Origin of the sequence: Herbidospora yilanensis, assembly GCF_001570565.1 — a bacterium.
In the GTDB taxonomy this organism is placed as follows: Bacteria; Actinomycetota; Actinomycetes; order Streptosporangiales; family Streptosporangiaceae; genus Herbidospora; species Herbidospora yilanensis.
In genome coordinates, this window is the sequence record NZ_BBXE01000013.1 from 446,566 (window position 1) to 467,201 (window position 20,636).

Annotated in this window: 17 protein-coding genes; 6 read left to right on the top strand and 11 right to left on the bottom strand. The window is 70.4% G+C overall.

Annotated features, from left to right (window positions below):
* Nucleotides 1–59 precede the first annotated feature (59 nt).
* On the top strand, nt 60–1,067 hold the full coding sequence (locus tag AW273_RS02160; RefSeq protein WP_062344627.1) for a DUF8094 domain-containing protein: 1,008 nt from the start codon (nt 60–62) through the stop codon (nt 1,065–1,067).
* Here AW273_RS02160 and AW273_RS02165 read toward each other — a convergent pair.
* The 3 genes from AW273_RS02165 to AW273_RS02175 all read right to left on the bottom strand — a co-directional run bounded on the left by AW273_RS02165 (nt 1,057) and on the right by AW273_RS02175 (nt 6,939).
* A complete protein-coding gene (locus tag AW273_RS02165; protein WP_062344629.1) occupies nt 1,057–5,907 on the bottom strand; it encodes an NAD-glutamate dehydrogenase in 4,851 nt (1,616 codons plus the stop codon). The two genes, AW273_RS02160 and AW273_RS02165, sit on opposite strands and share 11 nt — an antisense overlap.
* 289 nt (nt 5,908–6,196) lie before the next feature.
* Entirely contained in the window at nt 6,197–6,379 is a 183-nt protein-coding gene (locus AW273_RS02170) for a zf-HC2 domain-containing protein (protein ID WP_062344630.1), read from the bottom strand.
* A complete protein-coding gene (locus tag AW273_RS02175) occupies nt 6,379–6,939 on the bottom strand; it encodes a sigma-70 family RNA polymerase sigma factor (RefSeq protein ID WP_232327022.1) in 561 nt (186 codons plus the stop codon). The genes AW273_RS02170 and AW273_RS02175 overlap by 1 nt, the downstream gene beginning before the upstream one ends.
* 124 nt (nt 6,940–7,063) lie before the next feature.
* On the opposite strand from AW273_RS02175, the gene AW273_RS02180 reads away from it, so the two are divergent.
* The 5 genes from AW273_RS02180 (at nt 7,064) to AW273_RS02200 (ending at nt 12,836) form a co-directional block, all read left to right on the top strand.
* Entirely contained in the window at nt 7,064–7,654 is a 591-nt protein-coding gene (locus tag AW273_RS02180; RefSeq protein WP_062344632.1) for a DUF4142 domain-containing protein, read from the top strand.
* A gap of 19 nt (nt 7,655–7,673) precedes the next feature.
* Nucleotides 7,674–9,116: a DUF1996 domain-containing protein gene (locus AW273_RS02185; RefSeq protein WP_083949439.1), complete on the top strand. Its 1,443-nt coding sequence runs from the start codon at nt 7,674–7,676 to the stop codon at nt 9,114–9,116.
* A 139-nt stretch (nt 9,117–9,255) separates the two neighbouring features.
* Nucleotides 9,256–9,945, top strand: a complete 690-nt coding sequence (locus AW273_RS02190) for a hypothetical protein (protein WP_062344635.1) — start codon at nt 9,256–9,258, stop codon at nt 9,943–9,945.
* 3 nt (nt 9,946–9,948) lie between these two features.
* The gene (locus tag AW273_RS02195; RefSeq protein WP_062344637.1) at nt 9,949–11,409 is read left to right on the top strand and encodes an NADH-quinone oxidoreductase subunit NuoF family protein; all 1,461 of its coding nucleotides are present in this window, start codon (nt 9,949–9,951) and stop codon (nt 11,407–11,409) included.
* Nucleotides 11,410–11,471: 62 nt separating this feature from the next.
* Nucleotides 11,472–12,836, top strand: coding sequence for an FAD-binding oxidoreductase (locus tag AW273_RS02200; RefSeq protein ID WP_062344639.1), 1,365 nt, complete (start codon nt 11,472–11,474; stop codon nt 12,834–12,836).
* On the opposite strand, the gene AW273_RS02205 is transcribed toward AW273_RS02200, so the two are convergent.
* The 8 genes from AW273_RS02205 to AW273_RS02240 form a co-directional block, all read right to left on the bottom strand.
* On the bottom strand, nt 12,814–14,697 hold the full coding sequence (locus AW273_RS02205; protein ID WP_062344641.1) for an acetoacetate--CoA ligase: 1,884 nt from the start codon (nt 14,695–14,697) through the stop codon (nt 12,814–12,816). The genes AW273_RS02200 and AW273_RS02205 overlap by 23 nt on opposite strands.
* Nucleotides 14,698–14,728: 31 nt before the next feature.
* Nucleotides 14,729–15,442 (bottom strand): HAD family hydrolase, encoded by a 714-nt coding sequence (locus AW273_RS02210; protein ID WP_157555557.1) that lies wholly within the window; start codon nt 15,440–15,442, stop codon nt 14,729–14,731.
* A 77-nt stretch (nt 15,443–15,519) separates the two neighbouring features.
* Nucleotides 15,520–16,155, bottom strand: a complete 636-nt coding sequence (locus AW273_RS02215; protein ID WP_062344643.1) for an HAD family hydrolase — start codon at nt 16,153–16,155, stop codon at nt 15,520–15,522.
* Between the two features lie 12 nt (nt 16,156–16,167).
* On the bottom strand, nt 16,168–16,674 hold the full coding sequence (locus AW273_RS02220) for a DUF6912 family protein (RefSeq protein ID WP_030451232.1): 507 nt from the start codon (nt 16,672–16,674) through the stop codon (nt 16,168–16,170).
* 20 nt (nt 16,675–16,694) lie between these two features.
* Nucleotides 16,695–17,345: an HAD family hydrolase gene (locus AW273_RS02225; RefSeq protein ID WP_062344645.1), complete on the bottom strand. Its 651-nt coding sequence runs from the start codon at nt 17,343–17,345 to the stop codon at nt 16,695–16,697.
* A 15-nt stretch (nt 17,346–17,360) separates the two neighbouring features.
* Nucleotides 17,361–18,650 (bottom strand): beta-N-acetylhexosaminidase, encoded by a 1,290-nt coding sequence (gene nagZ, locus AW273_RS02230; protein WP_232327024.1) that lies wholly within the window; start codon nt 18,648–18,650, stop codon nt 17,361–17,363.
* Between the two features lie 17 nt (nt 18,651–18,667).
* The gene (ptsP, locus tag AW273_RS02235; protein ID WP_062344647.1) at nt 18,668–20,353 is read right to left on the bottom strand and encodes a phosphoenolpyruvate--protein phosphotransferase; all 1,686 of its coding nucleotides are present in this window, start codon (nt 20,351–20,353) and stop codon (nt 18,668–18,670) included.
* Nucleotides 20,353–20,610, bottom strand: coding sequence for an HPr family phosphocarrier protein (locus AW273_RS02240; RefSeq protein ID WP_062344649.1), 258 nt, complete (start codon nt 20,608–20,610; stop codon nt 20,353–20,355). Before AW273_RS02240 ends, ptsP begins: the two co-directional genes overlap by 1 nt.
* Nucleotides 20,611–20,636: the final 26 nt, after the last annotated feature.

Sequence of the window (20,636 nt, forward strand, 5' to 3'; positions counted from 1 at the left end):
ACGCGAACACCGGACCGACTCAGGTACGGTCCCTTTTGCACAAGGGAGGGGGATTCACCATGCGCCGAGCGCTGACCCTTCCCCTGGTGATTTCGCTGCTGGCGGCGTGCACGACCGAGACCCCGGCGCCCAGGCCGAGCCCGGTCGCGGCCACCACGAAGCCCTCCCCCACTCCGGCCCCGCCCGCCCTCACCATCGACGAGGCGGCCAGGGCGGTCGACGTCTTCCTCGGCGCCGACGACGTGATCAGGAGCATGGGCGACGGCCGCATGGCCCTCGACCGGGCCAGGGACGGGCAGGATCCGCTCGTGCTGGCCGAATATCGGTCATCCGAAAACAGGCCCATCCGATATTCCTGGGGGCCCCGGAAGCTGATCGTGCCACGCCTGCAGAAAGGGGTCACGCCGTGGTTCGCGGCGGTGGCCGAGCGGCGCCACGGCAAGGTGAAGCAGACCGCGATCATGACGTTCATGAAGGAGGGCGAGTCCTGGCAGCGCGGGCTCACCACCCTGCTGAACAGCGGCGCCGTCCTGCCGCGGATCGCCGAGGACGCCGAGGGCTACGCCGTCTCCCTCGATGCCCGCGACCAGTCGATCGCGATCAGCCCCAACCTGCTGGGCCCCCTGCACGCCACGGTCGCCGAGGAGGGCCCCGACGGGTTCACCTCCGACCTGATCGAGGAGGGCCCGCTGACCAAGGGCTTCTTCGACGACATCGCCACGCAGAAGGAGATCTACAAGACCGAGGGGTACGAATACATCTCGATCTTCGCGGCGGCGGCCTCCTACCCGGTGCAGGCGGTCCGGACCGCCGACGGCGGCGGCCTGCTCTTCTACACGCTGACCCGCACCAGCCAGTGGATCCCGGCGCTGCCCAACGCCGTGGGCGGCCACCTGCCGATCCCGGCCGACGCCAAGTGGGACCTGACGACGACCGAGATCCTCAAAGACCGGCGGATCCAGGAGACCCAGCAGTTCCTGGCGCTGGTCCCGCCCCGCACCTCCCGGGCGCGGGCCGAGATCATCGCCTACGACGGCCGGATCACCCAGGCCAGCGCTACGGAGTAGCGCGCGGCAGACCGCTGGTGGCGACCAGGGTCCTGATCGCGCGCAGCGCCACCGACAGGGTGGCCAGGTCGAACACGTCGCTCTCCCAGATCTCCGACAGAGTCTGCCGCGACCGGGTCACCGCCGCCTCGTTGGCCTCCGACCAGCGGGCCAGCCGCTCCTCGGGCGCCTCGCCCGGCTTGCTGTGCACCAGCACGTCGTGGGTGAGGCTGGCGTGGGCGGCGTAGAGGTCGTCGCGGAGCGCCGAGCGGGCCATCGTGTTCCACCGGCTGTCGCGCGGCAAAGCGATCACGCGTTCGCGCAGGCGGGCGAGCTGGACGCGGTCGGCCAGGTCGAAGTAGACCTCGGCCACCTCGCTGACCGGCCGGTCGGTGGCCACCGCGATCTCGACCAGGTCGAAGGTCGAGTAGGCGGGCACCATCGCGGCCACCCGCTCGGCCAGCTCGTCGGGCACGCCACGGCCGACGAAGTGGTCGCGGCGCTCCTCGAAGGCGGTCAGGTCGGGGCCGGTCAGCAGCTTGGGCAGGTTGGGCAGCAGGGCGGCGCCGTCGGCGAAGAACCGGGCCGAGGCGGCCAGGTCGAGCGGCGGGCGGCGGTTGTTGAGCAACCAGCGGGTGCCGCGCTCCGACAACTTGCGGCCTTCGAGCAGCATGGCGAGCTGGGTGTCGACGTCGACCCGGTTGTCGAGCCCCTCGACCTGGCGGCGGAACGCGGGCAGGTCGAAGACCTGCCGGGTCACCAGGTAGGCCCGCGCGATGTCGGGCGTGGAGACGCCGAGCTCCTCGTGGAACCGGAAGACGAAGCTGGTGCCGCCGTTGTTGACCAGGTCGTTGGTGACGCCGGTGGTGATGATCTCCCGCCGCAGCGGGTGGTCGTCCATGAAGCTCTGGTAGGCCCCCCGCAACGCCGAGGGGAAGTAGTCGACCAGCCATTCGCGCAGCGCCGGGTCGTCGGGCAGGTCGCTGGCGAGCACCTCCCGGTCGACCACCAGCTTGGTGTAGGCCAGCAGCACCGAGAACTCCGGCGCGGTCAGCCCGAGCCCGGTCTGGCGGCGTTCGGCCAGCACCTTGTCGGAGGGCAGGAACTCCAGCGCCCGGTTGAGCTGCCCCTGCCGCTCCAGCCGCCGCAGGTAGCGGGTGTGGATGTGCAGCATCTCGGCGGCCTGTTTGCGGGCCGCGGCCAGCACCACGTTCTGGGCGTGGTTGTCGCGCAGCACCAGATCGCCGACCTCGCCGGTCATCTCGGCGAGCAGCCCGTTCCGCTGCTTCTCGGTCAGGTCGCCCTCGCGGACCGCCTCGTTGAGGAGGATCTTGATGTTGACCTCGTGGTCGGAGGTGTCGACCCCGGCCGAGTTGTCGATGAAGTCGGTGTTGACCAGGCCGCCGCGCAGCGCGAACTCGATGCGGGCGAGCTGGGTGAAGCCGAGGTTGCCGCCCTCGCCGATGACCTTGCAGCGCAGGTCGGCGGCGTTGACCCGCAGCCCGTCGTTGGCCTTGTCGCCGACGTCGGCGTTCGACTCTGCGGCGGCCTTGGCGTAGGTGCCGATGCCGCCGTTCCACAGCAGGTCGACCGGGGCCCGGAGGATGGCGCTGATCAGGTCGTTCGGAGCCAGTGAGGTGACGACGGCGTCGATGCCGAGCGCGATCCGCATCTGCGGGGAGATCGGGATCGACTTGGCGGTGCGCGGCCACACCCCGCCCCCGGTGGAGATCAGGTCGCGGTCGTAGTCGTCCCACGAGCTGCGCGGCAGGGCGAACAGGCGCTCGCGCTCGGCGAAGCCGCGGGCGGCGTCGGGGTCGGGGTCGACGAAGACGTGGCGGTGGTCGAAGGCGGCCACCAGGCGGATGTGGCGCGAGAGCAGCATGCCGTTGCCGAACACGTCGCCCGACATGTCGCCGATGCCGGCGACGGTGAAGTCGGTGGTCTGGGTGTCGAGCCCGAGGGTGCGGAAGTGGTATTTGACCGACTCCCAGGCGCCCCGGGCGGTGATGCCCATGGCCTTGTGGTCGTAGCCGACCGAGCCGCCGGAGGCGAACGCGTCGCCCAGCCAGAAGCCGTAGTCCTTGGCCACGCCGTTGGCGATGTCGGAGAACGTCGCGGTGCCCTTGTCGGCGGCGACCACGAGGTAGGTGTCGTCGCCGTCGTGGCGCACCACGTCGGGGGGCGGCACGACCTCGCCGTGGACCAGGTTGTCGGTCACGTCGAGCAGGCCGGAGATGAACTGCCGGTAGCAGGCGACGCCCTCGGCGAGGAACTCCTCACGACCACCCTGCGGCGGGTGCTTGACGACGAAGCCGCCCTTCGACCCGGTCGGCACGATCACGGTGTTCTTCACCATCTGCGCCTTGACCAGGCCGAGGATCTCGGTCCGGAAGTCCTCCATGCGGTCGGACCAGCGCAGTCCCCCTCGGGCCACCTTGCCGAAGCGCAGGTGCACGCCCTCGACGCGCCGTCCGTACACGAAGATCTCGAACTTGGGCCTCGGGAGGGGCAGCACGCTGATCGCCTGAGGGTCGAACTTCAGTGAGGTGTACGGCTTGCGCCGGCCCTCGGCGTCGTGCTGGAAGAAGTTGGTGCGCAGCGTCGCGCAGACGCATTCGAGGTAGGCCCGCAGGATGCGGTCCTCGTCGAGGGAGGCGACCTCGTCGAGGGAGGCCAGCACCTCCTCCCGCAGCGCGTCCGACATGTCCTCGCGGGAGGTCTCCGGCAGGCGCGGGTCGAGCCGGGCCTCGAACAGGCGCACCAGCAGGCGGGCCAGCCGCAGGTTCCCGAGCAGCGTCTTCTCGATGTAGTCCTGGGAGAAGGTGGCCCCGGCCTGGCGCAGGTACTTGGCGTAGGCGCGCAGCACCTCGGCCTGCTCCCAGGTCATGCCGGCGGCGAGCACGAGCGCGTTGAAGCCGTCGTTCTCGACCTGGTTCTTCCACAGGGCGGCGAAGGCGTCCTGGAACAGGCGCTTGAAGTCGTCGGCGGCGAGCTCCGCCGACCGGGTGTAGCGCAGCCCGAAGTCGTAGATCCAGGCGTCCTTGGTGCGCGGGTCGTTGTCGCGGTCGACCTGGTAGGGCCGCTCGTCGACGACCTCGACGCCCATGCGGGCGAGCAGCGGCAGGACGTGGGACAGGGAGATCGCCGCACCGAGGCGGTAGAGCTTGAACCGCCACTCCCCCTCGGCCGCGTCGAGCGGCTCGTAGAGATTCATGGCGATGTCGTCGGCGTCGTCCTCGCTGAGCTGTTCGAGGCGCTTGAGGTCGGCGACGGCGGCGCGGGCCGGGAAGTCGGCCTTGTAGCCCTCGGGGAAGGCGATGCTGTAGCGGCGGGTCAGGCCCGGCACGTCGGCCTCGTCGCACAGGTCGGCGATGGCGGCGGCGAGGTCGTCCTCCCAGGTGCGGGTGGCGGCGGTGACCCTGGCCTCCAGGGCGTCGACGTCGACGCCCTGGGTGGTCAGCGGCGTGCCGCGCTCGCCGCGGATGACGACGTGGAGCCGGGCCAGCGCCGACTCGCCGATCATCGCGCTGTAGTCGAGGGTGTGCCCGCCCAGGGCCTTCATCAGCAGGTCCTGGATCTGCAGGCGGACCTTGGTGGTGTAGCGGTCGCGTGGCAGGTAGATCAGGCAGGAGATGTAGCGGCCGTAGTCGTCGCGGCGCAGGAACAGCTTGACCTGCTTGCGCTCGCGCAGCCGCAGCACGCCGAGGGCGATCGGCAGCAGTTCGTCGGCGGAGATCTGGAAGAGCTCGGCGCGCGGGTAGGTCTCCAGGATCTCGATGAGGTCCTTGCCGTCGTGGCTGTCGGGCGACAACCCGGCCTTCTCCAGCACGGCGGCCAGCTTGCGGCGCAGCAGCGGCACCCGGGAGATCGACTCGTTGTAGGCGACGTGGGTGAACAGGCCGAGGAAGCGGCGCTCGCCGACCACCTCCCCCTCGGGCGAGAACAGCTTGACCCCGACGTAGTCGAGGTAGGCGGGGCGCGAGACGGTGGCCCGGCTGTTGGCCTTGGTGACGATCAGCACCTGCTTCTCACGGGCCTTGGCGCGCAGCTCCGGCGGCATCGCGGCGAAGCTGCCCGAACCCGCCCGGTCGGGGCGCAGCACACCGAGGCCGGTGCCCGGCTGGGAGGTCAGCGTGTCGTCCTCTTCGAGCCGGTATTCGCGGTAGCCGAGGAAGGTGAAGTGGCCGTCGGCCAGCCAGTGGAGCAGCTCCAGGCTGTCTTCGACCTCGCCGGGGTCGAGCGGCGGCGGGTTGACCGCGAGGTCGTCGGCGGTGGCGACGGCCAGGGCGCGCATCTTCGCCTGGTCTTCGACCGCGCCGCGCACGTCGTCGAGGACACGCAGCAGGTCGGATTCGAGGAGGCGGCGGGCGACCGGGTCGGCCTGGCGGTCGATCTCGATGTACATCCACGACTCGGCCAGGGTGAGCCCGGTGACGTCCGTCTCGTCGGGCCCGAGGAGCCGGCCGGTCATGTCGCGGCGCACCCGCATCTGGGGGTGGACGATCAGGCGGGTGCCGAGGTCGTGCCGTTCGATCTCGTTGGTGACCGAGTCGACCAGGTAGGGCATGTCGTCGGTGACGATCTGGACCACCGAGTCGCCGAGGTCGCAGCCGTGGTCGTCGGGGGCCTGGGCGAGCACCCGCACCAGCGCCCGGCCCTGGGGCCGGACCGAGGCGAGCCTGCGGTGGGCCAGCGCCGGACCGTAGACGTTGGCGGGATCGCGGTCGGCGAGGTCGTCGGGCGGGACGTTGCGGTAGAACTCCCGCAGGTATTCGAGCGTGTCGGCGTCGGCGTCGCCACACGCGGCGGCGGCCGCGCGGAGCAGGTCGTCGAGTTCCCCGGCCGGATCGAGCGGCATCGCGGTCCTCACTCCTTTGTGAGCTGGTGCGAGTTGTGTGAGGGGCCCTCACGTCAGCCGCGAAGAGGAGGGCGGTCGTGTCAGCATCGCACAGCGCTTCCCGCGAAGCGGTGATAGATCCACGACACGGGGGACGCGACCTCTGGGGCGGACGTCTACCGGTCTCCGTTGACCGACAGCATTAGGCCACCTGTTCGATGGGGCGGATTCACCCCGCTCCCGATAACAGCCGAAAACACCGCAGCCGTCAAACTCGTGGTCTGACGGTTGCGGTGTCACGTCACGCGGATTAGTTGGCTCGCTCCGATGAGGACTTCACTCCATCGAGCAGCCCGGGGAGCTCGGACATGGTCTTGAGCTCCTGCCGGCACCGCTCACACGCGTCGAGGTGGCGTTCGAAGGCCTCGACGTCGCCGTCGTCAAGCACCCCGAGGGCGTAGGCCGCCACTTCAAGGTGTGACGACTCGGACATCAGCTGGCCACTCCCCTCTCCTTCAGGACCCCGCGGAGGGAACGCAGAGCGTAGTACAGCCTCGATTTCACAGTACCCGGAGGTATCCCCAGTATCGCTGCTGCCTCGTTAACCGTACGGTCCCGTAAGTATGTCTGTTCGATAACTTCTCGGTGATCGGCGCTGAGGCCGCGCAAGGCGTCGGCGACGACGATGGCCGCCAGGGTCTTGTCGGCGTCGTCGGGCACCGCGATGCTGTCCGCCTCGGGTGGCTCCACCTCCCGAGGACGGACACCGCGGCGGCGGCGGCCGTCGATCACGATGCGGCGAGAGACGGTGAGGAGCCATGCCCAGAGCAGGCCTCTCTCCCATGTCAGTTTCGCCGCGTTACGCCAGGCACGAAGCAACGTCTCCTGAACGACGTCCTCCGCCCACTGAAGGTCGTTGCCGGTCGTCTGCCTGACCTGACGGAGCAACGGACCACCGAACTCGTTATAGAGCTCCCTGATCAGACGATCATCCCAATCAGGGCCTGTTTCGGGGTCCAGACGCTCGAACCGGCTGTCGAGTTGTCGGCGCACAGGCCACATATTTGCATCAGCCTTTGTGACCTGTACACAACTCTGACAACTCTCGTCATTTCTAACTATTCCTGAACCATCCGTACCAAGGCCGCGTACCTCCCCCCGAAAGAGAGGAGGCGCCATGCGGTTCCGGTTCGGGGAACTCGTGGTCTTCGCGGTTTTCCTGTTCGCGGCGGCCGTCGCCGTCATCGTCGTCGTGCCTCAGGAGCAGGCGACGGCGCAGCAGGGTTTCACTTCGACGCGGTGGGGCCCGTTGAGCCCCGCCGACAGGGACTTCCTCGTGAAGGTGCGCTGGGCGGGGCTCTGGGAGATCCCCGCCGGCCGCTGGGCGCAGGAGCGCTCGACCAACGAGAAGGTCAAGATCGCGGGCAACCACCTGATGGTCGACCACGCCAAGCTCGACGAGGCGGTCCGCGCGGAGGCCTCCGCACTGGGCGTGCCGCTCCCGAACGAACCCAACCCCGACCAGCAGCGCTGGCTGGGTGAGATGTCGAACGCGACCGGCGCCCAGTTCGACCAGATCTTCGCCGACCGGCTGCGGGCCGCGCACGGCAAGGTCTTCGCCACGGTCGCCGCGATCCGCGCGGGGACGCGTAACGAGAGGATCCGCGCCTTCGCCGCGGAGGCCAACGTGGTCGTCATGAAGCACATGCGTGTGCTTGAGGAGACCGGCCTGGTGGACTACTCCGCGCTCCCGGTCCCGCCGGTCTAACCAGGAGGAACAGAAGAACATGCGTAAACGCGCCCTCGCCATGGCGGGAGCTCTGCTGGCCGGGTCCCTGATCCTGCCGAGCTTCCCCACGCCGGCCTTCGCGGCCTGCGACCCACGCATCGGCGGCGCCGAGTGCGACGCACTCGGCCCGGCCCTGAGCGACTTCGTCGACATCCGCCGCGTCGGCCGCGCCAACGGCGTCGTCGCAGGTGGCGGCTCGTTCACCTCGCAGTGTGGCCGCAACGAGAGAGGGCATCGCAACTCCGACAACCACATCGTCGCGCCGGGTGTGACGAACGGCGCGCACCACGTCCACGACTACGTGGGCAACGTCACCACCAACGGGTTCTCCACCGACCAGTCGCTGGCCGCGGGCGGCACGACCTGCCGCAACGGCGACCGGTCCGCCTACTTCTGGCCCATCCTCCGCCTCCGGCCGGACCTGAGGCTGCAGGGCCAGAACAACAACCAGGACAACCAGCGGCAGCAACAGCAGCAGGACCCCAATCAGCAGCAACAGCAGGACCCGAACCAGCAGCAGCAGGATCCCAACCAGCAGCAGGACCCGAACCAGCAGCAACAGGACCCCTCCGCCCAGCCTCAGCAGCAACAGCAGGGCGACCAGGCCGCTCCCAACGATCAAGCCGTCAATGACCAGGCTGCGCAGCAAGGCGACCAGCCCGTCAATGACCAGGCGGGGAACACCGGCCAGGCCGACCAGGGTCAGCAGCCCGCAGCGAACGCCGGCAACGGCGCGGCGCAGGCGCAGACCTTCAGCAGGCAGCAGCCCCAGCCGCAGAACCAGAGCCGCTTCGGCAACCGCGGCGACAACGGAGGAAACAACAACGGCGGGAACAACGGCGGCCAGCAGCCCCAGCCCGGCCAGACCGGCCAGCCCCCGCGCCCCGGCCAGGACGGTTCGGAGATCGGCGGCTTCGCGGACGGCAACGTCGGCCAGATCCTGACCCCCCGTGCGGTCCAGCTCCAGTTCCGCGGCAACCGGTTCAGCCGGGTCGTCGCGATGCCCCGCTTCCTGCGCGTGATCACCGGTGACGCCAAGGCGGCCACCAACGGCCCCGCCAACGCGCGGGCGCAGTGGACCTGCTCCGGCTTCCAGAACCGGGCCACCGACAAGTATCCGATCTGTCCGAGAGGCAGCCTCGTGATGCGCATCCTGGACTTCCCGAGTTGCTGGGACGGTCAGAACACCGACAGCGCCAACCACCGGACGCACATCGTGTTCCCCGACCAGAGCGGCCGCTGCCCCCAGGGCACCCGGGCCGTCCCCCAGCTCCGCATGACCCTGGCCTACGCGGTTCCGCAGGGCGCCAGCTTCGCCGTGGACGCGTTCCCGGAGCAGAAGCACAGCCCGATCACCGACCACGCCGACTTCCACAACGTCATGCCCAACAACCTCATGAACTTCATGGTGCAGTGCATCAACCGTAATCGCCGCTGCTGACGGGCGGCCCCAGAGCCCTCGGTATCCCCCCTGACCGGAGGAATCAGTGTCAAAAAGGCGGGCTCATCGGCGATCCGAACGTTTCGATCTCCAGAAACGAGGCGTTCGGATCGTCCTGGGCTCTCTCGCGTTCACCATCATGGCCGGATCCCTGCTCGGCGCCCGTCTGGGCCTGAGCACGCAGGTCCTGCTGATGGCGCAGGAGTTCCTCACGTTCTACGCGGGCGTCTTCTCGCTCGTGGCGCTCACCGCGACCGTCGGACTCGGGCTGCTCACGTCCGAGCGCATGATCCTGCCGATCAGGTGGCGTGTCCGGGCACAACTCGTGCACCGGGGCGCCGCCCTGATCGGGGTCGGCTTCCTGGTCGTCCACATCGGCATGAAGATCGCGGCGGGGCTGGTGCCGTCGTACGGGTCGGTGATTCCCACCACCAACCTGGCGGTCGGGGCCGGCGCCGTGGCGTCGGACCTGTTCATCGTGATCGTCGCCACCGGGGTGATGCGCGGCCGGTTCGCCATGGCCGTCCACCCCTGGATCTGGCGTGGCCTGCACGACCTGGCCTATCTGGCCTGGCCCGTCTCGATCCTGCACGGCCTGGCGGCCGGACGTGCCCCCGCGCCCTGGGTGGCGTGGAGCTACATCCTCTGCATCGTCGCCGTCGGCACCGCCCTCATGATCCGCGCGATCGTCTCGCTCCGGCCGAAGACGACCATGCGGGACGAGATGGAGGAGCTGCCGATGCCGCAGGAGGACGCCAAGCGGAAGACGACCAGGCTGGCCGAGCGCGAGCAGGCCGCCCAGCCCCAGAAGCTAAGGAGGGTTGTCTAAGACATGATTCCCTACCGCGTCTCCAAGATCCGCAGGCTCGGTCCGGCCCGGCTCACCGCCGGCCTCGACGAGCACCGCCGGATGGACCTCGACACTCACTACGAGATCCACGGCAAACTCGACGGCCAATCCGTCGACTCACTGATCTCGCTGGCGGAAGAGGTCGACCTGCGGGGACGCGGTGGGGCGGCCTTCCCGTTCGCGCGCAAGCTCAGGGCCGTCCAGGCCAACGCGCGCAACTCCGACACCGTCGTGCTGGTCAACGCCGCCGAAGGCGAGCCGGCCAGCATGAAGGACAAGATGCTGCTCACCCGCAAGCCGCACCTCGTGCTGGAGGGCGCGCTGCTGGCGGCCAGTGCGCTGGACGCCAAGGAGGTGGTCATCGCCACCCCCGCGGGTGAGCTGGCGGAGGGCTCGATGCGCGCGGCCGTGGCCGAGCGCGGGCTCATCGGGTACGTCCGGGTGGCCGGCATCCAGGAGCGGTTCATCTCGGGCGAGGGCGGGTCCCTCGTCCGGGCGGTGAACGGCGAGCTGGGCCAGCCGTCCGGGCGGAAGGTCCGGACCAGCGACGCCGGGGTGCGCGGACTGCCCACCCTGTTGTCGAACACCGAGACGTTCGCCCAGCTCGCGCTGCTGGCCGAGCTGGGCCCGGAGGAGTACGGCTCCGTCGGCACCGTGCAGGAGCCCGGCACGACCCTGCTCAGCGTGAGCGGGTCGGTGAAGGCGCCCTCGGTCGTGGAGGTCACGCCCGGGGTGCCGCTGGCCCAGGTGCTCGACATGTGCGAGGCGGACGTCGGCGACGGCGTGCTCATCGGCGGCTACCACGGCAAGTGGCTCAGCGCGGCCGACGCCTACGGCGCGATCGTGTCGCGCCGGGGCATGCAGCAGGCGGGCGGTGAGCTCGGCGCGGGCATCATCGTGCCGCTGGGCCCGGACACGTGTCCCCTCGGGGAGACGGTCCGGGTCGCCGCCTATCTCGCCCAGCAGTCGTCGGGGCAGTGCGGCCCGTGCCGCATCGGCCTGCCGGCGCTCGCGCGGGCCCTGTCGGAGCTCACCATGGGCGACCCGCAGGCCCACGACCTGGTGAAATCGGCCGCCACGGCGGTGAAGGGCCGGGGCGCGTGCTTCCACCCCGACGGGACGACCCGGTTCGTGCTCTCGGCGCTGGAGGCCTTCGCCGAGGACGTCGACGAGCACATCATCAACGGCTCGTGCGGCCGGGGCGTGCAGAACACCCTGCCGATGCCGATCACCGAGGCCAGCGACGTGCGGCTGGTGGTCGACTGGACCCGCTGCCAGGGCCACGGACTGTGCGCCCACCTCATGCCCGACCTGGTGAAACTCGACCACCACGGCTTCCCGGTGTTCATGGACGCGCCGGTTCCGGCATGGGCCAAGAGCGAGGCGCAGCGGGCGGTCGAGATGTGCCCGGCGCTGGCTCTCCGAGTCGACTCCCGCAAGTAATCGTTTTGTTATCCAAGCGGTCGTCTCACGAGGTAGTACCAACCCTCGGGGAGTGATTTGCAGTGGATCGTCGTGAATTCCTGTCCGCGGCGGCGCTCGCGCCGTTCGCGGGCGGGGCGCCCGACTGGCGCGCGCTGGACCGGACGTTGAAGGGCCGTCTCGTACGGCCCGGCGACCCCTCCTACGCCACCGCCAAACGGGTCTTCAACGTGGCCTTCGACAACGCGGCCCCCCGGGCCGTCGCCTACTGCGCCACCGCCGCCGACGTGGCGGCCTGCGTCGGGTTCGCCCGCCGCAACGGCCTGGTGGTGCATCCGAGATCCGGGGGCCATTCCTACGCCGGCTGGTCGACCGGCTCAGGCCTGATCGTGGACGTCTCCCAGCTCAGAGCCGTGAAGCTCACCGGCGGCCTGGCGACGGTCGGGTCGGGGGCCAAGCTCATCGACGTCTACTCCCAGTTGGGGAAGAGCGGCGTCAGCATCCCCGCGGGCTCGTGCCCGACGGTCGGGGTGGCCGGCCTGACGCTGGGCGGCGGGATCGGGGTCGTCGCCCGCCGCCACGGGCTGACGATCGACGTGCTGAAGGCCGTGTCGCTGGTCACCGCCGACGGAAGGCTGATCACGGCCTCGGCGAACAACCACCCGGACCTGTTCTGGGCGCTGCGGGGAGGCGGCGGCGGCAACTTCGGCATCGCCACCTCGTTCACGTACCAGACCCACCCCGTCCAGGACGTCACCGTGTTCACGATGCGGTGGCCGTGGTCGCAGGCGTTCGCGGTGGTGAAGAAGTGGCAGAAATGGGCGCCCGCGGCGCCCGACGCGCTCTGGTCGAATCTGCACCTCTCCCAGGACCCGGGGCGATCCGTTTCCGTCACCGGGCTTTATTTGGGCTCCAGATCGCGTTGTGAGGCCCTCTTGACGGGTTTCCCGGCGTCGACACGGACGGTCAAGTCGATGGGTTATCTCCAGGCGATGTATTTCATGGCCGGGTGCTCGACTCTGGAGGCCTGCCACACGGGGCCGCGCGACCGGTTCAGCGCCAGTTCCCATTTCGCGTACACGGAGATGAGCGACGCGACCATCAGGGCGCTCATCGCCCAAGTGGGCCGGGCCGGGCGGCACACCGTCCTGATCGACGCGCTGGGCGGGGCGGTCGGCCGGGTGGCCCCCGGCGCGACCGCGTTCCCGCACCGGAAGGCGTTGTTCAGCCTCCAGTACTACGCCCACTTCGACGGCGCAAGCGCCTGGGTCCGCTCGGCCCGCGATTCGATGACGCCGCGGCTCGGGCGGCACGCCTACGTTAACTATCCCGATATAGCCCTGAAGGACTACAAGGATCAGTACTACGGCCCCAACGCCGCCCGGCTGGCGGCCGTGAAGAAGGTCTACGACCCGACCGGCTTCTTCAGGCACCCGCAAGGGGTCTGAAGAACGCCAGCACCTCGGGGTTGGCCATCGCGTCGGGGTTGGCGGCCTGCTCGACCGGCACACCCTGGAGGATCTTCCGCACCGGCACTTCGAGCTTCTTGCCCGACAGGGTGCGCGGGATCCCCGGCACGGCCGCGATCTCGTCGGGCACGTGGCGCGGCGACAACTCGGTGCGCAGGGCCGTCTTCAGCTCCTTGACGAGGGTCTCGTCGAGGTCGCGTCCGTCGGCGAGGGCGATGTAGAGCAGCAGGCGGCCCTCCTGGCCGAGCCGGCCGGTGTCGATGACGAGGCTGTCGGCGACGGCGTCGAAGCGCTCGACCACGCGGTAGAACTCGCTGGTGCCCATCCGCACCCCGCCCCGGTTGAGGGTCGAGTCGGAGCGGCCGTAGATGACGCTGCCGCCGTCGGGCAGGATCTTGATCCAGTCGCCGTGCCGCCAGACGCCGGGATACTCCTCGAAGTACGACTCCCGGTAGCGGCGGCCGTCGGGGTCGTTCCAGAACATGACCGGCATCGAGGGCATCGGCGCGGTGATGACGAGCTCGCCCACCTCGTCGGTGACGGGGTGCCCCGACGGGTCGAACGCCTCGACCCGCGCGCCCAGCGAACGGCACGGGATGACACCCGCGCGGACCGGCAGCGTCCTGACCGCGCCGACGAAGCCGGTGCAGACGTCGGTGCCGCCGGAGAACGAGCCGAGCTGGACGTCGTCCGACACGTCGGCGTAGATCCAGGCGAAGCCCTCGGGCGGGAGGGGTGAGCCGGTCGAGCCCACGCCCTTCAGCGCCCCGAGCCCGGCGGGCTTCAGGCCGGCCTTCATCGAGGCGACGATGTAGGGGGCGCCGGTGCCGAAGTAGGTCACGCCCTCTTCGGCGACGAGGTCCCAGAGGGCGCCGGTCGAGGGGTGGGCGGCCGAGCCGTCGTACAGGACGACCGTCGCGCCGACCAGCAGGCCGCCGATGAGGTAGTTCCACATCATCCAGCCGGTGGTGGTGTACCAGAAGAACCGGTCGCCCTCGCCGAGGTCCTGGTGGAAGGTGAGCGACTTCAGGTGTTCCACGACGATGCCGCCGTGGCCGTGGACGATCGGCTTGGGCAGCCCGGTCGTGCCGGAGGAGTAGAGCACCCAGAGCGGGTGGTCGAAGGGCACCCGGTCGAAGGCCAGGTCGCCGGGCCGGGTGAAGGAGTCCCACTCGGCGACCCGGACGGTCGCGTTGAGCGAGGGCAGCCGCGAGGCGATGTCGGCGACCACGTCGGTCCGGTCGAAGTATCTGCCGTTGTAGGTGTAGCCGTCGACCGCGATCAGGACCTTCGGCTCGATCTGGGTGAACCGGTCGATGATCGCCGGCGCCCCGAAGTCGGGCGAGCACGACGACCAGATCGCCCCCAGCGACGCGGTGGCCAGGAACACGATCAGCGCCTCGGGGATGTTCGGCAGGTATCCGGCGACCCGGTCGCCCGTCCCCACCCCGAGCCGGATGAGCCCGGCCCGCGCTTTCGCGACTTCGTCGCGCAACTCCCCGAGTGTGTACGTCCGCCGCTCGCCCGTTTCATCCCGAAATATAACCGCAAGGCGGTCTGGCGGGCCTTTCAGCGCGTTTTCCGCGTAATTAATGGCACTACCGGCAAACCACCGCGTTTGGGGCATATTTCCGGAAATGACCGGGCCATTCGCGCGGTCCCCCACGACGCCGAAGTAATCCCAGACGGCGGTCCAGAAAGCGGCGGGTTCCTCCACCGACCACGACCACAACCCGTCGTAGGGGCCGGGCCGGCCGACCGCCTCCTGGAAACGGGTGATCCGGGCATCCCGGATGACCTCGGCCGATGGGGCCCAGAGCACGTCGCCTTCACTCACCATGGCCCCATCCTGCTGCGAGGTCAGGGGGATGTCACTGTCGGCCCCCCACATAACGGTCGGTCAGCCGGGCCACCGCGGCGACCACCTCGGAGGCGTTCGACAGGTCGGGCAGCACGATGTCGGCCCCCGCCTCGGCGAGCTCGGCGGCCGTCGACCGGCCCGACGCGACCGCGATCATCGCCGCCCCGGCGATCCGGGCGGCCTGCACGTCACGGGTCGAGTCGCCGATCAGCACGGCCTCGAAGGGGGCGCGGTACTTCTCCTTCGCCCGCCCCTGGGCGACCTGGAGGAGGCTGGCCTTCGGGTAGACCTCCTCGCCGTAGCCGCCGATCTCGAAGTCGACGTACTTGTTCAGGCCGAAGGCCATCAGCTTGTGGACGGCGTTCGACTTGATCGTCCCGGTCAGCACCGACTGGACCGTGCCGTCGAGGCGCGAGACGGCGTGCAGGGCGTCTTTCGCGCCGGGCATCGCCCGGCCCTCCTTGGCCAGCCGCTTGCGCCGGTCGCCGAACGACCGGGCCAGGGCCTCGATGAACCTCGGCAGGTGGTTGTCGTCGACCGCGATGCCGTTGATCGCCAGGGTCTCGAAGATGATCTCCGAGTCGGGCCGTCCCATCGCGGGCGCCAGCTTCACGAGCGGACGCCCGGTGACCGCGCGGAACGCCTCGGCGTAGGCGTCCCGGGTGACGATCGTGACGTCGACCAGGGTCAGGTCGATGTTCCAGAGGACGAGTCGGCGGTCGATGGTTGCCTCCGGGCGTCGTGAATCTGCCTCATAAAAAGGGACTTCGCCCAGGGTAAGGCCCTCTGCCCCGTATCGGGTCAGATCAGATCCATTGCGTCTGAGAGCGAGTCGACGACCGGGAAGCCCAGCGCGGCGAGTTCGGCGCGGCTGGTCATGCCGCCGGTGTAGAGGACGGCGCGGGCGCCGACGTGCTGCGCCGCGACGCCGTCGTCGACGCTGTCGCCGATCACCACGACCGTGGCCGGGTCGAGGTCGAGGGCCCTGACGTGGGCCTCCATGTGGTCGGCCTTGTGGTCGGCGCGGCCCGACGGGCGCAGGCCGTCGACCCGGGTGAAGTGGTGGTCGATGCCGAACTCGGCGATCTTGGGCACCAGCCGTTCGTGCTGCCACATCGACAACAGCGACTGGCTGCGGCCCGAGTCGCCCCAGGCGGTGAGGCTGGCCACCGCGCCCTCGGCCAGCAGGCAGGCCTCCATGAGCTGGTGGTAGTGGTCGTGGAAGCCCTTGTCGAGCAGCTCCCACTCGCCCTCTTCGAGGGCGCGGCCGATGATGCGCTCGTAGGCGACCCAGATCGGGCGGCAGTAGACGCTGCGGAACCCGTCGAGGTCGATGGGGGCGAGCCCGTAGGGGCGGAAGATCTCGTTGGTGGCGCTCACGACGGCGTCGGAGTCGTGAAAGAGGGTGCCGTTCCAGTCCCAGACGATGTGTGTCATAAGAGCCTCAGATTATCCAAGGACGTCGGGGATCTCCTGGGTGGCGTACCAGAGCAGTTCATGGGCCTCGGCGCCGTCGACGGTGAACTGGGCGTCGTCGTCGCCGGCGTCGGCCGCCTTCAGCGCCAGCGCGGCGGCCTCGACGTCGGGCACCGCCGACTCCTCGTCGACGTGGGCGGCCTGGATCAGCCGCATCGGGACCGGCGCGCCGAGCCTGACCCGGCCGCGCTCGGCGACGTCGGGGCTGACCTGGACGTCGGCGTCGGGCACGTCGGCCGCGATCACCACCCGGCGGGCGGGGGCGGTCACGCCGTCGGCCAGGTCGGCCGCGATCATCCGCAACGACGCGCGGGCCGCCTCCGTGAGGGCCACGTATTCGAGCTCCTCGGTGTCGCCGGAGACGTACCACTCCACGAGTGCGGGCGTCACGGCGAACCCGGTCAGCGGCGCGGGGCCCAGCTCACCCGCGGCGGCCGTGCGGGCCAGCGCGGAGAGCGTGCACGGAAGGTAGACACGCATGCGACGAGTGTGCCAGGAAGTCACGGAAGGGCGCGCAGCGGCACCTTCAGCAGCGTCTCCAGTTCGGCGATGGTCGAGTCGGCGTGGGTGTGCAGGATGCCGGTGAAGCCCAGTTCCCGGGCGGCGACGATGTTGCCCTCGATGTCGTCGATGAAGACGCACTCCGTCGGTTCGAGCCCGACCAGGCCGACGGCGTGGGCGAAGATGCGCGGCTCGGGCTTGCGCATGCCGACCTCGCCCGAGATGACGACGGCGTCGAACGCCTCGTCCCAGCCGGTGCGGTCGTACTCGTTGCCCCACGAGTTCGACACCAGGCAGGTCTTGTATCCGGCCTCGCGGGCCCGGCGGAGCATCACGAACATCGCCTCGACCGGCAGGAAGCCGGCGAACATGCGGGTCAGCAGCCCCTCGGCGACCGGCGGGACCCCGTCGAGCGTGCGCAGCTCGGCGGCCAGGCCCATCTCGAAGGCCAGCGCGGTGATCTCGCCGCGCTCCAGCGTGTGGATCGGGTTCTCGGCGCCGCCGCCGTACGCCGCCGTGATGAGGCCGCGCATGACGTCGCGGTAGTGGTCGGCGTCGATGTTGTCGCCGACCAGCCACGTGTTGATGGACTCGGCCATGCTCGTGGTGAGCACTCCGGCCCAGTCGATTAGCACTCCTTTGACCGTCATGTGGTCAAAGGGTAGTCATTTCGTGGCACTGCTGATCCGCCGGGCCACCGCCCGGTGCTCGCTGGTCTTCATGAGCTTCACGGCCTCGGCCGGGGTGGGGAAGGTGCGCGGGCTGTCGAGGCGGAACTCCCGCTTGAGGTGCAGGATGCGCCCGACCGATTGGTTCAGCCGGGTCGCGCTGATGCGGCCCGACTCCACCGCCGCCAGGACGGCGTCGCGGGCCGCGTCGAAGTCGGGCGGCATGAGCAGGATGTCGGCCCCGGCCAGGATCGCCCGGACGGCCACCTCGCCGTCGCCGTACTTCTTGCGGACGCCGTCCATGTTCAGCGCGTCGGTGAACACCACGCCGTCGAAGCCGAGTTCGCCGCGCAGCACCCCGGTGAGGATCTTCTTCGACAACGTGGCCGGGTCGCCCGACGGGTCGAGCGCGGGCATCACGATGTGGGCGCTCATGACGGCGTCGACGTCGTTGGCGATGGCCTCCTTGAAGGGCGGCGCGTCGAGCTTCTCCCACTCCTCGCGGGTGTGGTCGATGACCGGCAGCGAGGTGTGGCTGTCGACGTTGGTGTCGCCGTGGCCCGGGAAGTGCTTCACCGTCGCGGCGACCCCGCCGTCGCGGAAGCCCTGCACGGCCGCGCCGACCATGTCGGCGACCTCCTCCGGATCGTTCCCGTAGGCGCGGGGCCCGATGACCGGGTTGTTCGGGTTGACGTTCACGTCGGCGACCGGCGCGAAGTCGAGCGAGATGCCGAGCGCGTTGAGCTCCTCGGCGGTGACCCGGGCCGCGTCGCGGGCGTTGCGCAGGTCGCCGGTCTGGCCGATCACCGAGGCGCCGGGGATCTCGGTGACGATGCCCTTGAGCCGGGAGACGATGCCGTTCTCCTGGTCGACGCCGATCAGCAGCGGCACCTTCCTGGCCGCCGCGCGGAGCCCGGCGGTGAACGTGGCGACCTGCCGGGCGCTCTCGATGTTGCCCGTGCCGGGGAACAGGATCACGCCGCCCAGGTGGTATTTCTGGATCACCTCGGCCGGGCTGCCGACGCCGTAGCGGGCCAGGTTCTCCTGGTGGGCCGCCCGGGCCGACGAGCCGTAGAGCACCGGCATGAGGAGCTGGCCGACCTTCTCCTCGACCGTCAGCTCGGCGGTCGGATCTCCGGTCGGAGACGGCGACGGGCTGGGTTCAGGGGGCGGGGCGACGACCGCGGTCGTCGGGGAACTGGGGAGAGCGGTGCGTGGCGGGGTGCTCGAACACCCCGCCACCACGACGAGCAGACCGGCGCCGAGCAGCGCCCTGTGGAGGGACACGCCAGACACCGTAGCGGCTAGAGCCCCAGATCATCGAGGCCGGTCAGGCAGGCGCGGGCCGCCTCCTTCGCCTCGGACGCGCCCGGTGCGGCTCGGGCGGCGTCGGCCGCCGCGCGGCACTGGTCAAGGGTGTGCCGGGCCAGCGACGCGCGCACCCACGGCAGCGCCGGGGCGCCCATCGACAACGACGTGACCCCCATGCCGACCAGCACACAGGCCAGCGCCGGATCGGCGCCGGCCTCGCCGCACACACCGCAGCTCCGGCCGGCCGCGCCCGCCGCCTCGGCGGCCATCGCGATCAGGTCGAGCACCGCCGGGTGCCAGGGGTCCTGGAGGTCGGAGACGCCAGCGACCTGGCGGTCGGCGGCCATGGCGTACTGGGTGAGGTCGTTGGTGCCGATCGAGAAGAAGTCGACCACCCGGGCCAGGTCGCGGGCGCGCAGCGCGGCAGACGGCACCTCGATCATGATGCCTGCGGTCTCCAGCCCGGCCGCGTGGCAGGCGTCGGCGAACCAGGCCGCCTCGGCGACGGTCGCCACCATCGGGGCCATGACACAGGGGATCGCCTCGGTGCCCTCGGCGGCGCGGGCCAGCGCGCCGAGCTGGGCGGCCATCATGTCGGGGTAACGGCGGAACATGCGCAGGCCGCGTTCGCCGAGGGCCGGGTTGGGCTCCTCGCCGGGCGGCGGTAGGAACGCGAGCGGCTTGTCGGCGCCCGCGTCGAGAGTGCGGACCACGACCTTGCCGCCGGGGAACGCCTCGAAGACGGCCCGGTAGGCGGCCTGCTGCTCCTCTTCTGAGGGGGCGTCGGCGCGGTCGAGGAAGAGGAACTCGGTGCGGTAGAGGCCGACGCCCTCGGCGCCGTTGGCCAGCGCCGCTTCGAGGTCTTTCGGGCCGCCGACGTTGGCGAGCAGCGGAACGGGGTGCCCGTCGGCGGTGGCGCCGGGCCCGGTCGTGCCCGACAGCGCCTCGGCGCGGGCCCGCGCGGTCGCGACGGCCGCCTGCGCGGCGGCGGGCTCCGGCTCGATGACGACCTCACCGGTCGCGCCGTCGACCAGCAGCGGCGTGCCCTGCACGAGCGCGGTCGCGCCCGCGCAGCCGACCACGGCCGGCACGCCCATCGCGCGGGCCAGGATCGCGGTGTGACTGGTCGGCCCGCCGTCTTCGGTGACGAAGGCGGCGACCAGGTTCCGGTCGAGCAGCGCGGTGTCGGCGGGGGCCAGGTCGCGGGCCACCAGGATGTACGGCTCCGCCGCGTCGACCGGCACCCCGGGCATCGGCGCCCCGGTCAGCCGGGCGATGGCGCGGTCGCGGATGTCGTCGAGGTCGGCGACGCGCTCCCCCAGGTATCCCCCGGCGGCGGCCAGCAGGTCGCGGTAGGCGCCGAAGGCCTCGTACACGGCCCTCTCACCGGAGAGCCCCGCGTCGACCAGTTCGTCGACGCCGTCGGCCAGGCCGGGGTCGCGGGCCATCATCGCCTGGGCCGACAACACCTCGGCGGCCTCTCCCCCGGCGCGCTCGCCGCGGGCCTCCAGGTCGGCGGCCACCTCTTCGAGCGCGGCCTGCACGCGGGCCTTCTCGGCCGCGGCGTCGCCGTCGTGGCCGGCGCCCTTGGGGGGCTCGGGGATCGAGCCGACGAGCAGGTGGGCGGCGGCGTAGCCGGTGCCGGGGCTGACCCCGGAGCCCTTGAGCGTGGTGGCCATCAGGGCGCTCCGGCGATCGCGGCGAGTTCGTCGAGCAGTTCGTCGGCGCCCTCGCCTTCGGTGCTGATGGTGATGGCGTCGCCCTTCTTCACGTCGAGGGCCAGCACCGACAGGATGCTCTTGGCGTTGACCGGCGCGCCGTCGCCCTTGGCGAGGGTCACGGTGGCCGGCGATCTGGTCGCGGTCTGCACGAACGTGGCGGCCGGACGGGCGTGCAGGCCCACCTCCGCCTCGACGATGAGCCTTCGTTGCGGCACGCTGCCTCCTTCGGGTCCGGCGGTCC

Excerpts from the sequence above, each read along its gene's own strand:
- AW273_RS02160 (WP_062344627.1), top strand. The coding sequence starts at position 60 with ATGCGCCGAGCGCTGACCCTTCCCCTGGTGATTTCGCTGCTGGCGGCG.
- AW273_RS02165 (WP_062344629.1), bottom strand. The coding sequence starts at position 5,907 with ATGCCGCTCGATCCGGCCGGGGAACTCGACGACCTGCTCCGCGCGGCC.
- AW273_RS02170 (WP_062344630.1), bottom strand. The coding sequence starts at position 6,379 with ATGTCCGAGTCGTCACACCTTGAAGTGGCGGCCTACGCCCTCGGGGTG.
- AW273_RS02180 (WP_062344632.1), top strand. The coding sequence starts at position 7,064 with ATGCGGTTCCGGTTCGGGGAACTCGTGGTCTTCGCGGTTTTCCTGTTC.
- AW273_RS02185 (WP_083949439.1), top strand. The coding sequence starts at position 7,674 with ATGCGTAAACGCGCCCTCGCCATGGCGGGAGCTCTGCTGGCCGGGTCC.
- AW273_RS02190 (WP_062344635.1), top strand. The coding sequence starts at position 9,256 with ATGGCCGGATCCCTGCTCGGCGCCCGTCTGGGCCTGAGCACGCAGGTC.
- AW273_RS02195 (WP_062344637.1), top strand. The coding sequence starts at position 9,949 with ATGATTCCCTACCGCGTCTCCAAGATCCGCAGGCTCGGTCCGGCCCGG.
- AW273_RS02205 (WP_062344641.1), bottom strand. The coding sequence starts at position 14,697 with ATGGTGAGTGAAGGCGACGTGCTCTGGGCCCCATCGGCCGAGGTCATC.
- AW273_RS02215 (WP_062344643.1), bottom strand. The coding sequence starts at position 16,155 with ATGACACACATCGTCTGGGACTGGAACGGCACCCTCTTTCACGACTCC.
- AW273_RS02220 (WP_030451232.1), bottom strand. The coding sequence starts at position 16,674 with ATGCGTGTCTACCTTCCGTGCACGCTCTCCGCGCTGGCCCGCACGGCC.
- AW273_RS02225 (WP_062344645.1), bottom strand. The coding sequence starts at position 17,345 with ATGACGGTCAAAGGAGTGCTAATCGACTGGGCCGGAGTGCTCACCACG.
- ptsP (WP_062344647.1), bottom strand. The coding sequence starts at position 20,353 with ATGGCCACCACGCTCAAGGGCTCCGGGGTCAGCCCCGGCACCGGCTAC.